Below are 13,352 nucleotides of genomic sequence, written 5' to 3' on the forward strand. Positions count from 1 at the left end.
CGAAGGCGAAGCCTGACTGGTCTCTGGCGGTGGGGCAGACATTCTTGTCTGCCTCGGACCCGGTACGCCGGGGCCGAAGCTCTTTGGAAAGGCGATAGCGGTTTCGGACGGACGAGTACATCCGTCCGAGACAGGCAAGAATGCCTGCCCCACCAGAACAGCCCGAGACAGACAAGAATGTCCGTCCCCCAAAATCAGTGCGCCGAAACTTTTCTCCGCGTCGTTCGTCAATGTGGGGAGGTCTGTGTCTGTCTTCTTCACCTGTTGGGAGGTTTCGCCATGCGATTCCGCGCCGCTCCGATCGGTATCTCTCTTGTCGCCGCTCTTTCCCTGGTCAGTTCCGGGCAGCAACCGCCGAAGCAACCGGACGGCAAGCCCGGCGTGGCCGAACCGGCGACCCGGCCGGCATCGCTGCGGGCGCCGGCGATCCTTGATGCCGACGGTAAGCCCGTCGCCGGTGTTTCACTGGCCCGGGCCGACGTCCATGCCATCGTCCGCGGCCCGCTCGCCGAGGCGATCGTCACGCTGACCTTCAAAAACACGCAGGATCGCGTGCTGGGCGGCGAACTCACCTTCCCGCTGCCCGATGGAGCGACCATCTCCGGCTACGGGCTGGATGTGAACGGCGTGATGGTCGACGGCGTCGCCGTCGAGAAGCAGCAGGCCCGCGTCATCTACGAAACGGAGATGCGCAAGACCGTCGACCCAGGCCTGGTCGAGCACGTCATCGGCAACAACTTCCGCACCCGGCTCTACCCGATCCCCGCCAACGGCACGCGAACGGTCAAGGTGAGCTATGTTGCCGACCTCATCCCGACCGAAGGCCGCAAAGGGGCGGCTTTGTCGCTGCCGCTGGGACTGGGCGACAAGCTCGAACAGTTCGACCTGACGATCGCCGTCGAAGGCGCGACCGAAGAGCCGACCGTTCGCGGCGGAACGTACGCCAACAGACCGTTCCAGCAGGTGGACCGCGGCTTCTTCCTCAAGGAATCCCTTAAAGACGCCAAGGCGGTGGAGACGCTGACGATCACGCTGCCCGAAGTGCCCGCGACGAGCGTGACGGTTCAGAAACCCACCGCCGAGCCGACCACGGTTGAAGAGCTCGAACAGCGCCGCAAGGCCGGGGCCGCTGCATCGTCGCAGGCGTTTTTCGTGCTGAGCGATACGCCCGCCATGCCCCGGCTCGAACCGGCGGCGATGGCCAATCGGCGCCTGCTGGTCGTCTGGGATGCCAGCCTCAGCCGCAAGTCTGCCGACCTCTCGCGCGAGCTGGCGTTGCTCGAAAAGAGCCTCGCCAAGCTCAACTACCCGAGTTTTGATGTCGTGCTTTTGCGGAACGATCTGGAACTGATGCAACCGACGTTCGGCGGATCGAAGGAAGAGGCCGCCAAGGCGATCGCTGCACTCAAAGCGGTGACGTACGACGGCGCGACGAACCTCGGTGTGCTGTCGTTCCCGAAGAACCTGTCGGACCTGGGGCTTGTCGCCACCAAGAAGCTTCCGCCGAACTATGATTTTGCTCTGTTCTTCACCGACGGCGTCGGCAACCTCGGCGGCGAGAAGCCGGTGCGGGTGGACATCCCGGTCTGGGCGGTCAGCTCCGATGCCTCGGCCAATCACAACGCGTTGCGGTCGCTCTGCCAGCAGAGCGGCGGGGCGTACCTGAACCTCAACCGCCAGGCGGACGACGCCGCGATCGGCACCATCGGTCAGCCGACGTTCTCGGTCATCGCGATCGAAGCGGACGCCAAGCAGGTCGCCGATATCACCCCCGGCGTGGGCACGGCGATCGCCGGCCGCGTGACGGCGGCGGGGCGGCTGCTCTCCGACGAGGCGAAGGTGACGTTCGTCTACGGCTACGGCAAAACCGAAACCAGCCGGCGGACCTTCACCATCAAATCCGCCGACGCCAGTGACGGCTCCCTCGTCGCCCGGTTCTGGGCCCAGCAGAAGGTGAACGAACTGGCGCTCGCCGGCGACGGCAGCCGCGACGAACTGCTGGCGATCGGCAAGCAGTACAACCTGGTCACCCCGGCGACGAGCCTGCTCGTGCTCGAAACCGTCGAGCAGTACGTGCAGTACGGCATCGTCCCGCCGAAGAACCGCCCGGAGGTTTACGCCGCGTTCACGCAGCAGATCGAGAATCGGCGTGTCGCCAAGGAGAAGACGCAGGAGGAGAAGATCGCCCACGTGCTGCAGCAGTGGAACCAGCGCGTGGCGTGGTGGGAGAAGGAGTTCAAGTACCCGAAGGACCTGAAGTACACGCCGCCGGCCGGGGCCAAAGGCGAAGTTGCCGTCGCGGCTGGTGCGGTCCCGCCGCCTGGTGCGGTTGCCCCAACAGGTGCCGATCCTGTTGCGACACCGGCCCCGGGGGCGCCGCCTATGGTTCACGCGCCCGAGCCACGTCCGGCGGCTCAGGCCGCTCAGTCGGCCCAGCCCGGTCGTCCGCCGATGAACGATCGGCCGAGAGCGGGCAGCGACCCCCACGGCAATAACGCCCCCGACTTCAACCTGGCGACGCGCGACGACGCACGACCGCACCCAACGCCCGCAGGCGAGCGCGGCGGTGAAGGCGGCGGTGCATTGTTCGGCAACGGCGGGCAGAACGGGCAGGGCCGGGCACAACGTGAGGTCCTTCAGCGTCAAATGGCCCTTTCCAAATCCCAGAACGGCGAATCCGAGCAAGACGTCTCCGGCCGGATCGACATCAAGGCCTGGGACCCCAAGACCCCCTATATCGCCGCGATGAAAGCCGTCGCCGCCGACAAGGCGTATGACGTCTACCTCGCCCAGCGCGAGCAGTACGCCAAGAGCCCCGCGTTCTACTTCGACTGCGCCGAACACTTGCTCCGCGTCGGCCAGCGGCAGCAGGGCATCCGCGTGCTTACCGACGTCTTGGAGATGAAGCTCGAAGACCCCCGGCTCATCCGCATCGTCGCCCATCGCCTGCAACAGTTGGACGAGCTCGACCTGGCGATCGGCCTGTTCGAGAAGGTCAGCCGGCTGCGGCCGGAAGAACCCCAGAGCTTCCGCGACCTGGCCCTGGCGCTTGCGGCCCGAGCGGATCGCGCCCTGGCCGTCCCGGCCGACAAGCAGTCCACCGGCCAGATCGCCAGCGACTACGGCCGGGCGCTCGACCTGCTCAACAAGGTGATCACCGGCAACTGGCAGCGGTTCGAAGACATCGAGCTGATCGCGCTGATGGAGGCCAACCGCATCAGTGCCCGTCTCGCCGCGACGCCCGGCCTGGGCGCGGTGCCCAATCCGATCGACGGTCGCCTTCGCAAGAACCTCGACTCCGACGTCCGCATCGTGCTCACCTGGGACGCCGACGCGACCGACATCGACCTCTGGATCACCGAACCCAGCGGCGAAGTCTGCATGTACAACCACAACCGCACCATCATCGGCGGGGCGATGAGCCGTGACTTCACCCAGGGCTACGGCCCCGAGGAATACTTCCTCCGCAAGACCATGCCCGGCGAATACAAGATCCAGGCCAACTTCTACGGCTCCAGCCAGCAGGAACTCACCGGTGCCTGCACCGTGCAGGCCACCGTCATCACCAACTTCGGCCGCCCGAACGAGCAGCGGAAGCAGATGACGCTACGTCTGACCAGCGCCAAGGAAGTGGCCACGGTAGGAACGGTGAAGCTCGAGTAGGGTCCGCCTTGGCGGACGCGGCCGGACCGATCGCCTGCCGGCTTGAAGACTTACCACGAAGGCACGAAGGGCACGAAGGAACACGAAGAAGCGAGGAAATAGATTGTCATCCTCTCCTCTTCGTGGCTCTTCGTGTCCTTCGTGACTTCGTGGTAAGTCTTCGGGTTGGTGGGCGGGCGGCGCTACACCGACCCATCCCCCGCCAGTATCTCAAGCTCCCCCGCGTGTTCCGTAAGGTGCCGTCGGAGCAGGGCGGCGATTGATTCCGACACCTCGCTGAGCTGCGCCACCGCGTCTCGATACGCCTGCAGCGTGCACTGCTTGTCCGCGATCAGCCGGGGCAGGATGTAGTCGATCGACAGGTACGACTCGACCGGTTCCTGCTGCTGTCTCGATGGTGCGGGTTCTAGCCCCAGCGATTCGATCAGCGCCGCAACGTCACCGGCTCGGCGCGCGTCCGCCTCGGCGACATATTGCATCGTCCGCCGCAGCCCCGCCCCGCGCAACCCGGCGTGCGACCCGCTCGCCACCGCCGACGCGAACAGCGATCCCAACTCTGCCCCCAGCAGGTCGTTGAGCACGTCGGCGATCGTATCGAGTGCGGGCATGGTTGAGCGGAAACGATCCGGACGTTAAGGCGATTCCACAACCGCCACCGCCCCGGGAACCGGCATCGGCATCGGTGCCGAGACCGACGGCCGCAGCACCGCATGGCCGCTGGTCCATCGCGTCAGGACGTTAGACCCAACGAACAGCGCCAGCAACATCGCCGCCGACGCCATCGCCAGCCCCGTCCCCAGCGGGCTGCGGGTCAGGCGGGGTTTGCCGGCGTCTTCCAGGTACATGGTGCGGATGACGCGGACATAGTAGTAGAGGCTCAGCAGCGTGTTCACGGCGATCGCCGCGACCAGACCCCACCACCAGCCGCCGGCCGAGCCGAGCGTCGCCATCAGGTTGAACTTCGCCGTGAATCCCGCCAGCGGCGGCAGGCCGATCAGGCTGAAACAGCAGAGCGTCATGCACATCGCGAGGACGGGAGACCGCCGGCCCAGCCCGCTGAAGTGCTCCAACGTTTCGCCCGACTGCCGGCCGACGATTGCGACCACGGTAAACGCGCCGAGATTCATGAACAGGTAGACCGCGAGGTAAAACAGGAGCGCCGCCGACGCCGCAGTGCCCCCTGCAACGCCCATGCTGCGCGGCGCCACGACCACCATCGCCACCACGCACAGCATGTACCCGGCGTGCGCGATCGAGCTGTACGCCAGCAGCCGCTTGAGATTCGTCTGCACGTACGCCGCCGTATTGCCGACGGTGCACGTCAGCACGCCCATGAGGCCCAGCACCCACGCCAGCATGACGTTCGGCGTCGTCGGAGCGAATCCGGCCGCCTCGCCCAGCGCGACGGCCACCCGCAGCAGCAGCACCAGTCCCGCGCCTTTGCTGGCCACCGAAAGGAACGTCGTGACTTCCACGGCGGCCCCTTCGAATACGTCCGGGCACCAGAGGTGAAACGGCACCGCCGAGATCTTGAACGCCAGCCCCACCACCAGTGCCAGCAGCCCGATCAGCAGCAGGGGGCTGGCGTGCGACTGCCGGAACACCTGCTCGGCGACACCGGCCACGTGCGTGCCGTGATCGGCCGACGAGTAGAGATTCAGCGTCCCGCACACGCCGTACAGCAGCGACAGCCCCCAGACCATCACGCCGCTGGCGGCCGCGCCGAACAGGACGTACTTCAGCGCCGCCTCGGCGCTCGTGCGGTTGTTCTTGCGGAACCCCGCCAGCACGTAGCTGGGCAGCGACGCCAGTTCGACGGCGATAAAAAGCATCAGCAGGTTCGCCGCCGACCCCATCAGCGACATGCCCAGGGTGGCGCAGATCAGCAGTAGGAAGAACTCCGGCCCGTCGTCCGGACGGTCGCTCCGCCCGTCCTCCGCCCCGGCATCCGCGCCATCACCCGCTGGCAGGTCGGCCCGACTCGAAGCGAACCAGAGCACCACCACGCCGATCACGAACAGCAGCAGGATGCACTTCCAGGCAAAGGCCACGCCGTCGGCGGCCAGCATGGGCGCGAACCGGCCCCCTCCGACCGAGCCGCCGTCGGCCGGGCCGACCGCCACCAGCGCGGCCACCAGCCCCGCGAGCGTGACGACGCCCGTCGCCGAATTGGCCTTGCGGGTAAAGAACGGCACGATCAGCACGGCGACCGCCGTCGCGATCAGCACCACGTCCGCCACAAACGGCCGCAGGTCGGTCCAGGCAGGGATGTAAGGGGGAAGCTGCATCAGCCGCGCGAGCTTCGGCGAACGGGCCCGATCGGTCAAGTGGGAGGGTGAGGGAGACGATGGACGACGCTGGACGACAACGAGGCGATCCACCCGTCCCGCGAGAGGAACCAACGGAGCAGCCAGGGATCACTTACGCCGGGTCGCCTCGTACCGCCCCTCGATCTTCAGCTTGTCGCCTTCGAGCTTGTGCTCCAGGCCGCCTTCGAGGGTCACTGTGGCTGCCGTCTTCTCCACGCACTTGCGCGTCCAGATGACGGTCGTCTTGTCGCGCAGAATGCACTGGCCGTCGGCGAGGAACTCGCGGGTGTAGGTGCCCTGATACTCCCATGTCCCGAGGATGGCGTGGCCGTCGAGCTTCACCGCCGGGCGGTTGGCGGGGTTGACGATCACGGGTACGGGGATCTCCATGTCCCTGGGCAGCTTCGTCTCCATCGGCGGCAGCTTGCGCAGCCGCAGGTTCTTAAACTCCACCGGCGCGCCTTCGGACTCGAGGCACAGGAAGCCGGACGCCGGCGAGATGCCGTTGCCGCCCGACACCTGCTCGCCGTTAACCCACAAGCGTACTTCGCCGTCGATGGCGCGAATGTAGTAGTGGTTCCAGTTGTTGATCCCCAGCGTGGTTTCCTTCGACGGGAAGGCACGCTGGCCGTCGGGTGCGACCGGCGGGAACGGCTTCATCTTGACCGGGCCGACGGGGAAGACATCGCCATGGCTGGTGAACCAGTTGCCGGGCTTCTTGAACTGCGCCTCGTAGATTTCCTTGTAACCCAGGTCGAGCACCTGCACCTCGATGCCATGCGGCAGGCTGCCCTTGCCCTTGGTCAGGCTCAGGATCGATTCGGGGCTGGCCCAGACGAAGATCCCTGAGTTGCCCCCTTTCTTCTTGTGCATCCACTCGCACGAGAACTCGAAGTTGGTGAGCGGCTCCTTGTAGCGAATGACGCCCGTCGGCCGGCCGGTGCAGAAGGCGTGGCCCTCCTTCCAGACCCAGGTGTCGTCCCAGCAGTTGACGTTGAGGAAGTCCTTGCCGGTGAGATCAAACCAACCAGGCCCGACGCCGCGGCTGAACTCGGGGACGATTTTCTCGTTGGCGGCAGGTGGCGCCGCGGGTGATGCCGCGGGCGTAGGGTCGGCGGCGATCAGCGCGTGGCCGAAGGCCAGTGCGAGCAGAGCGGTGCAGGTCAGGCGAAGTTTACAGTGGGATCTCAAGTTCATCGCTCCGTTGATGGTGGGCATCGCTGGCATTCATTCGACGGCAATCTTCAAATTCCGCACCGTCCCCTTCAATGCCTCTTTCGCCGTGTAGCTCCCCACCGGCCGGCCGGCGTCGTGGCCGATGCTGAAGTCCTCGGCGGGGTGATTGGGGAGCAGGCCGGCCGCCTTGCCGGTCACCGGGGGCTCGTCGTTGACAGTGAGTTTCATCGCGCCGTCGGCACCGAGGCTTGCCGTGATCGTCGCGGTTCCGGTGAACGCGTCGCGGGAAACGATTTCGGTGACGCCGTCGCGGCTGGTGCGGACGACGAACGCCACTTTGCCGTCCTTGATGTGCAGCGCGTAACCGACCGACAGTCCGCCATGCGCCACGATGACGGCGTCGCGCTGCATGGTGTCGACGGTGCAGGAGATCGTGAACGGCTTGCCGCCGATCGCGGGGGCGTTGGCCGACGGGATGACGTCGCCGATCCTGGCGGTGTCGAGCGACTGCGGCTTGCCGGCGGCGGGTGGCTTGTTGTTCTTGCCGGGCTTGGCTGTGGGCTTGGCGTTCTCGGTGGGATAGAGCGTCGTCGGCTTGGCGGCGACACCGGGCGGCCGGCGGGCGGTGGGGCTCGTGCCGCCAAGTTCGGACTTCATCTTCTCCGCCAGCGCTGCCAGCTTGGCGACGACGTCGGGGTGCTTGTCGGCGAGGTTGGTCTTCTCGCCGATTTCCTGGTCGAGGTTGTACAGGCGTGGCTTGCCATCGACCACATCGGTTGCCGCGGCCTGCCCTTTGATCTCCGGCTGCACGGCGAACGCCAGCTTCCACGGGCCCTGACGCACGGCCTGCAGGTTGTAGCCGGAGAAGTAGTAGTGCGCTTCGCGCTGCGATTCGGTCGACTTGCCGAACAGCAGGGGAGAGAGGTCGCGGCCGTCGATGACTGGTTCCGCCGGCAGCTTTCCGCCGGCAAGGGCGACCGCGGTCGGCAGGAGGTCGATCGTGCCGGCGACGGCATCACAGGTGGTGCCCGCTGCGATCCGGCCTGGCCACCAGGCGATCGTCGGCACGCGTACGCCGCCTTCCCAGGTGCTCCCCTTCGATCCGCGCAGCGGGCCGGAGCTGCCGCCGTCGGGGCCCTTGATGGCCCAGGGTCCGTTGTCGCTGGTGAAGACGACCAGCGTTCGCTCCTGCAGCTTCAATTCCGTCAGCGTGTCGAGGACCTGGCCGACGCTCCAGTCGACTTCCTCCACCCAGTCGCCGAACCGGCCGTTGGCCGACTTGCCGCGGAACTTCTCGCCCGCATGGATCGGCGTATGCACGGCGGTGTGCGGCAGATAGAGCAGGAACGGCTTGTCCTTGTTGGTGCGGATGAACCCGACGGCCTCGGTGGTGTACTTCTCGACAATCCTGCTCTGCGCCTCATCCGTCAGCAGCTCCTCGACCTTGTCGTCGCGCACAAGCGGCACCACGCGCTGGCCGGTGGCGGTTGCGACCTTCTGCATGTCGTTGGAGTAGGGGATGCCCAAATAATGGTCGAAGCCCTGGCGCGTCGGCAAAAACTCCGGCTGATCGCCGACGTGCCACTTGCCGATGCAGATGGTCGCGTAGCCCTGCTCCTTCAGTCGCTCGGCGATGGTGTGCTCGGCGGGGTTCAGGCCATTGGCGCCGCCGGGAGAATAGACGGCGGGAACCGAGACCCGCGCACCGTAGCAGCCGGTCAGGAGTTGCGCCCGCGAAACAGAGCAGACCGGCGCGGCGTAGAAACTCGTCAGCTTCATCCCCTCGCGGGCCATGCGGTCGAGGTTCGGCGTCTTCTGCTTTGTCGCGCCGTAGGGGCCGATATCGCCGTAACCGAGATCGTCGATGAAGATGATCACCACGTTCGGGCGATTCGCTTCGGCAGCTTGAAGCGACATCGGGGCGAGAAATAGGGAAAGTATGAACACATAAGGTAACTTCATCGACTGGTCCTTTTTCGATTCGTGATGACAGCTTCGCTGACTGATCGATGCATCTCCGTTACCCCCGGGTGATGCCATGAGTTGAACGGGAATTCTCATTCCACGCGGGCCGGAAGATTTCCATTGCCGAACGAACCCAAGGCAGCAGTTCAAAACAGCCGAACGAACCCGGAACTGAAAGCGGGACAGGTCCAGTTATCGGTCAGGCTCCAATTGGCCCTGTCCCCTGTCCCGTTTTCTTCACTCGAACTGGACCGCGACGAAGCTACTTTCCGACCCGTTTCAGGAACATGAACGTGCCCTCGGAGTTGCGTTTCAGGTTGTGCGGGTGAACGAGGACGAACCCGCGTTCGGCGTCATTCTCAGACGCGCACAACAGCCCCTTGCCGCTCGGCAGGGTCAGCAGCACCGGATGGCGGCTGACGTGAACCTCTTTGTCCAGGTCCAACCCCGTCGCCGAGAAGTCGGTCGTCAGGGTCGCCAGCACCTCTGTGCCGGATCGCAACTCGTTCCCGCGGATGGTGACCTCGGCCCCTTTCTTCAGCCCGAGCGCTTCGGCCAGGTCGACCCCCTGCGCCTTATGGCTATCCAGCCGGACGACCGCGAACTGCCCGGCAAGGGCCTTCAGCCGGGTGGCTGGCTCGGGCAGCGCAGGCTCCTGACCCTGGGCGACGGCCGCGACATCGGGCTTCGGTGCGTCGGGAGCCGTGACAGCCAAAAGACAGGTGAAAGCGACACAGTAGAGTAAGGGGTTCATCTTGACTCCCGTTAGGAGAAGAAGCGTCGGCTGTAGCCGCCGCGTTGACCGGCCGGGCGGGCGCTCGCGCCGCTCTCGACCCACAGCAACGATACCGCCGGCCCGGTCAGGTTATTCGACGAACCCGGCCAGCGGTCCGTAAACGACCCCTCGCCGGTGCAACGTGAACAAGCCGCGGCACTTGCGTTGGAGCAATCCTTTTGGCGTGTAACGGGCGACGCGGCGTTCGTCCTGCGGCATGAAGACGCCGTTCGTTACAGTGCGTGGCTAGTCACCCGGCGCCGTAACACCCGTAGCCTTTGAAATCCTCCTTCAACCAATGATTCCGCCCGAGGCGCAGCAGGTTTTCAAGGAACTCGGTAAAGGTCAGGGCGATGACCTTGGCCGCATTCGGATCAGCGAACGTTTCGTGAAACACATCGTAACAGCGACCATAACCGTCTTCGTTCAAATCGACGACCACAGCATCCGAGCCGTCCGGCTTGCCGATGCCGAACCAACCGTCCAGGGGTGGTTCCAAATAGTATTCATCGCCGATCGTGGCCATGCAGACGTTTACCACTTCGGAGGGGGCCACAATCTGATACCGCGGGTAAGGGTCACCGACCTTGTCGAGAAGTCCGATGCCGCCGCACAGATCGTAGAAACGCGTTACTTCTGTCGGAAGCTTGAAGGGTTTAGGAATGTTCGGCGCACCCGCAGGCGGAAGCAGGTGACAGAGCGGGTTTACTTTTGCGCGGCGAACAATATCTTCGATCGTCGACATAGCCGTACGGCGAATAACGTCGTGCCGCTTAACGGCCCGGCCGCTCGCGCCGCTCCAAATCAACTGGCTGACTAACGGACAGACGTTCAGCGGCCGGGCGGGCACCGGACGTACTCTTGAACGACAAGGACCGCGACGCCCGCCCGGTCCGCTGCAATGCCTGATTATCCCGCCCGTCGTCGGGCCGTACAAGCAGGACACACGAAGTTCCATTCCTCAGCCAGCAGTTCCCAGCCGTCCGCCTGGGCTCGGGCGGAAACCGCGACACAACCGCGCAGGAACTCATCCTCCTCGTCGCCGAATCCGGCCAACATCTCGTCGTTCCAAGTGAGGAACGCATCGCAGTCTTTGCAGTTGAAGCCGCCCAGCAAGTTGGCGTTGGAGTGCCAGAGGTTTTCGTGGTTGTACAGCGGCTGGGCCATGGCGAGCTAACGGACTGACATTCACTGGTGGGCCCGGCACCGTTAGCGGCATTTCGTCGGTGCAGTGGTCGCCTGCGGCGGAACGCGGGCCGGCCACACGAAGATTCTGGAGGCAACGCCCTTCGGAGGCATCGCCTTCACTAGCATATTCGGCTTCAACTCATCGAGCTTCATTGGGCCACCTTCGTCCCATGTGGCGCCCACGAAGGAGGCGATGCGGATGATCCTTGTATCCTTGTCCGCTTGAACGACGGGCGACACTGGCCCGGTGCCGCTCGGTGCCTTCCTGAGATGAATTGCACCGCCGTCCACCTTGCTGATTAGACCAGTCGATGACGGTGACCATGCGTGGATGATCAATGGCGGCTTTGGCTCTTGATCCGTGGGGGCTTCCCGCCTGGCAGTTATGTCCATCCCACCCTGAAGCTTGTCCAACGCGCTCCTCTCATTGTCGAGAATCACTCGAGCCTGTTGGTCGGTCTCCACGGCGATGGGCGGCGCGTCGGGTGGCCGCCACGAGGGCTGAATCACCAGTAGCGTCCCGTCAACCTTAATGAGGGTTCCAGCCTTCAACAGACGCTGAGTTGTACGCTGCGTCGTTTGCGCAAAGGCAACAACCGCAACGAACCCGATCAACGCGGTTGCTGACAGCCAGCGGACGATTAGCACGAACACGCTCCTGTAGCGGGACAACGGACCGACGTCCAGCGGCCGGACAAGCACCGACCACTCGAATTACGACGACCGCGACGCGCGCCCGGCCGGTCCACTGCAGTGTTGGGTTAGCCTGCGGCCGGACCGCCGCAGTTTGCGAAGCCCGGTCCACCATGATATCCGCGACCGCGGATCAACACCGATTCAGAAGTCGACGCGACTTCGTCCACCGAATTGATCATGAACCGCGCTTTAGCCGAAGGCGGGTGCGGCAAAAACGCCTCGAAGACGTTCTCATAGATGAAGACCTCGACCAATTCGAACGTCGTTTCGGCGTTATCGAGGACCGTCTCTAGCGAAGGATACCCGGCGTCTCGTAATGGCGAGCGTTGTTGATCGGCTACGAGGCGATCGTCCTCCTGTAATTCACGAACACACTGCGCGTAGACGCCCGAAAGCCGTTGCACAAAGTCCGCTCTCGGGATTCGGAGTTCGTACCGACCGATGGTGCCATCCCATCTGAATTGGTCGAAGTTCATCGCCGGCCACCAAAGAGCGTCCGGAGCAACTGGATTGTCTTCGACCTTCGCGAGCATCGTTCCCCGCAGGCTAACGGATCAGCATTTCACGGCCGGCCTGGCACCGTGGCAGTGCGTCGTAAGCCAGCCTCTTTACAAGCACTCGTACTTCTCAGTGTCGTCGACATAGAGTAGTGAAGCAATTCGCCACTCCCCGGCTTTCTGCACAAGCTGGTATTCGTAGTCTGAGACAAAGTCGTAAAGGCCCAAATGCCTAGTTCGAACGGTGGCGTCAGGACCGCGCGCTCAAAATTTACTGTTGACCAAGAGCGGGATTCATAGTTGTCGGGTTATCCCGCGGCCGGACCACCGACTACTCAGATGCGCTCGGTCTTCAGGCCCAGCTCGCGGCATTGCCGCTCCGCGTCCTCGACGTTGTACTCGTAGAACCGCCCGAGGTTCCATGTCGGCGCGTCACCGACGAGCGACACCACTGACGGCAGGGGCGTGTCCCGCAAGGTCGGGTCCAGCTTCCGGAGCGCCATCAGTTCCTTGGCGGTTGCCCGTGGCCCTGCGAACTGTACGATCAGCTCGTAGTAGCAGTGTGGGATGATCGTCTCGTGTAGGGGCACATGGCCGACGACCATCCCCGACCGGACGACCGCAAGACCTGTCCAACCGCCCTGGTCGTACCACCGCAGGTCGTCACCCGGCCGCATCGTCGCCGCGAGATCCCTCACTTGCTGGCGCATCCCCTCGTAGACGTGCCGCCGTTCCGGGTGCGACTCGAAGGCGGGACCCGTCCACAATCCGAGCACGTCGGCTTCGGTCGTGGGCTTTAAAAGGCTCTCGGCTGCGATGCCGCTCATAGCCGCGTCCCGCGGGATAACCTTTGTTTATCCTAACCGCCCGGACACCCCGCGCGGATGGTCCTCTGGACAATAGCCGCTGGCGCTAGTGCCATCAACGAATTCGCAAGAGACAGCAAGAATTATCTTGTTCAGGCCGAACAAAACTGTAACATTTGCTGCGTGAACCTCGTCGAACGCCTCGATCGTGCCTGTCGGCTGGCTTATCCGGCTCGCTCTACCCGCGAGCGATACATCCGCTGGGTTGAACAGTTCC

The 13,352-nt window shown here is 64.4% G+C and carries 11 protein-coding genes; 1 reads left to right on the plus strand and 10 read right to left on the minus strand.

The annotated features are described in order from the left end of the window. Window positions 1-279 precede the first annotated feature (279 nt). Entirely contained in the window at window positions 280-3,663 is a 3,384-nt protein-coding gene (locus IPV69_RS02210; RefSeq protein WP_206293281.1) for a VIT domain-containing protein, read from the plus strand. A gap of 182 nt (window positions 3,664-3,845) precedes the next feature. On the opposite strand, the gene IPV69_RS02215 is transcribed toward IPV69_RS02210, so the two are convergent. The 10 genes from IPV69_RS02215 to IPV69_RS02260 form a co-directional block, all read right to left on the minus strand. Next, window positions 3,846-4,271, minus strand: a complete 426-nt coding sequence (locus IPV69_RS02215) for a hypothetical protein (RefSeq protein ID WP_206293282.1) — start codon at window positions 4,269-4,271, stop codon at window positions 3,846-3,848. 24 nt (window positions 4,272-4,295) lie between these two features. Further along, the gene (locus tag IPV69_RS02220) at window positions 4,296-5,990 is read right to left on the minus strand and encodes an NADH-quinone oxidoreductase subunit N (RefSeq protein WP_206293283.1); all 1,695 of its coding nucleotides are present in this window, start codon (window positions 5,988-5,990) and stop codon (window positions 4,296-4,298) included. 90 nt (window positions 5,991-6,080) lie between these two features. Further along, complete coding sequence (locus tag IPV69_RS02225; RefSeq protein WP_206293284.1) at window positions 6,081-7,163, minus strand: 3-keto-disaccharide hydrolase; 1,083 nt, start codon at window positions 7,161-7,163, stop codon at window positions 6,081-6,083. Window positions 7,164-7,199: 36 nt separating this feature from the next. Continuing rightward, the gene (locus IPV69_RS02230; RefSeq protein ID WP_206293285.1) at window positions 7,200-9,065 is read right to left on the minus strand and encodes a sulfatase family protein; all 1,866 of its coding nucleotides are present in this window, start codon (window positions 9,063-9,065) and stop codon (window positions 7,200-7,202) included. A 310-nt stretch (window positions 9,066-9,375) separates the two neighbouring features. Continuing rightward, complete coding sequence (locus IPV69_RS02235) at window positions 9,376-9,867, minus strand: hypothetical protein (protein WP_206293286.1); 492 nt, start codon at window positions 9,865-9,867, stop codon at window positions 9,376-9,378. Between the two features lie 271 nt (window positions 9,868-10,138). Beyond that, complete coding sequence (locus IPV69_RS02240) at window positions 10,139-10,633, minus strand: SMI1/KNR4 family protein (RefSeq protein ID WP_206293287.1); 495 nt, start codon at window positions 10,631-10,633, stop codon at window positions 10,139-10,141. 164 nt (window positions 10,634-10,797) lie between these two features. Then, window positions 10,798-11,055: a hypothetical protein gene (locus IPV69_RS02245; RefSeq protein WP_206293288.1), complete on the minus strand. Its 258-nt coding sequence runs from the start codon at window positions 11,053-11,055 to the stop codon at window positions 10,798-10,800. A gap of 42 nt (window positions 11,056-11,097) precedes the next feature. Continuing rightward, window positions 11,098-11,724 carry a hypothetical protein gene (locus tag IPV69_RS02250; protein ID WP_206293289.1) on the minus strand — a complete coding sequence of 209 codons (627 nt, stop codon included), beginning with the start codon at window positions 11,722-11,724 and terminating at the stop codon, window positions 11,098-11,100. Window positions 11,725-11,837: 113 nt separating this feature from the next. Continuing rightward, on the minus strand, window positions 11,838-12,305 hold the full coding sequence (locus tag IPV69_RS02255; RefSeq protein WP_206293290.1) for a hypothetical protein: 468 nt from the start codon (window positions 12,303-12,305) through the stop codon (window positions 11,838-11,840). A 299-nt stretch (window positions 12,306-12,604) separates the two neighbouring features. Continuing rightward, the gene (locus IPV69_RS02260; RefSeq protein ID WP_206293291.1) at window positions 12,605-13,096 is read right to left on the minus strand and encodes a hypothetical protein; all 492 of its coding nucleotides are present in this window, start codon (window positions 13,094-13,096) and stop codon (window positions 12,605-12,607) included. Window positions 13,097-13,352: the final 256 nt, after the last annotated feature.

This window comes from Humisphaera borealis (assembly GCF_015169395.1).
Classification (GTDB): Bacteria; Planctomycetota; Phycisphaerae; order Tepidisphaerales; family Tepidisphaeraceae; genus Humisphaera; species Humisphaera borealis.

Bases quoted from the DNA above. Each gene is read 5' to 3' on its own strand.
- IPV69_RS02210 (WP_206293281.1), top strand. From the start codon at position 280: ATGCGATTCCGCGCCGCTCCGATCGGTATCTCTCTTGTCGCCGCTCTT.
- IPV69_RS02215 (WP_206293282.1), bottom strand. From the start codon at position 4,271: ATGCCCGCACTCGATACGATCGCCGACGTGCTCAACGACCTGCTGGGG.
- IPV69_RS02230 (WP_206293285.1), bottom strand. From the start codon at position 9,065: ATGTCGCTTCAAGCTGCCGAAGCGAATCGCCCGAACGTGGTGATCATC.
- IPV69_RS02235 (WP_206293286.1), bottom strand. From the start codon at position 9,867: ATGAACCCCTTACTCTACTGTGTCGCTTTCACCTGTCTTTTGGCTGTC.
- IPV69_RS02240 (WP_206293287.1), bottom strand. From the start codon at position 10,633: ATGTCGACGATCGAAGATATTGTTCGCCGCGCAAAAGTAAACCCGCTC.
- IPV69_RS02245 (WP_206293288.1), bottom strand. From the start codon at position 11,055: ATGGCCCAGCCGCTGTACAACCACGAAAACCTCTGGCACTCCAACGCC.
- IPV69_RS02255 (WP_206293290.1), bottom strand. From the start codon at position 12,305: ATGCTCGCGAAGGTCGAAGACAATCCAGTTGCTCCGGACGCTCTTTGG.
- IPV69_RS02260 (WP_206293291.1), bottom strand. From the start codon at position 13,096: ATGAGCGGCATCGCAGCCGAGAGCCTTTTAAAGCCCACGACCGAAGCC.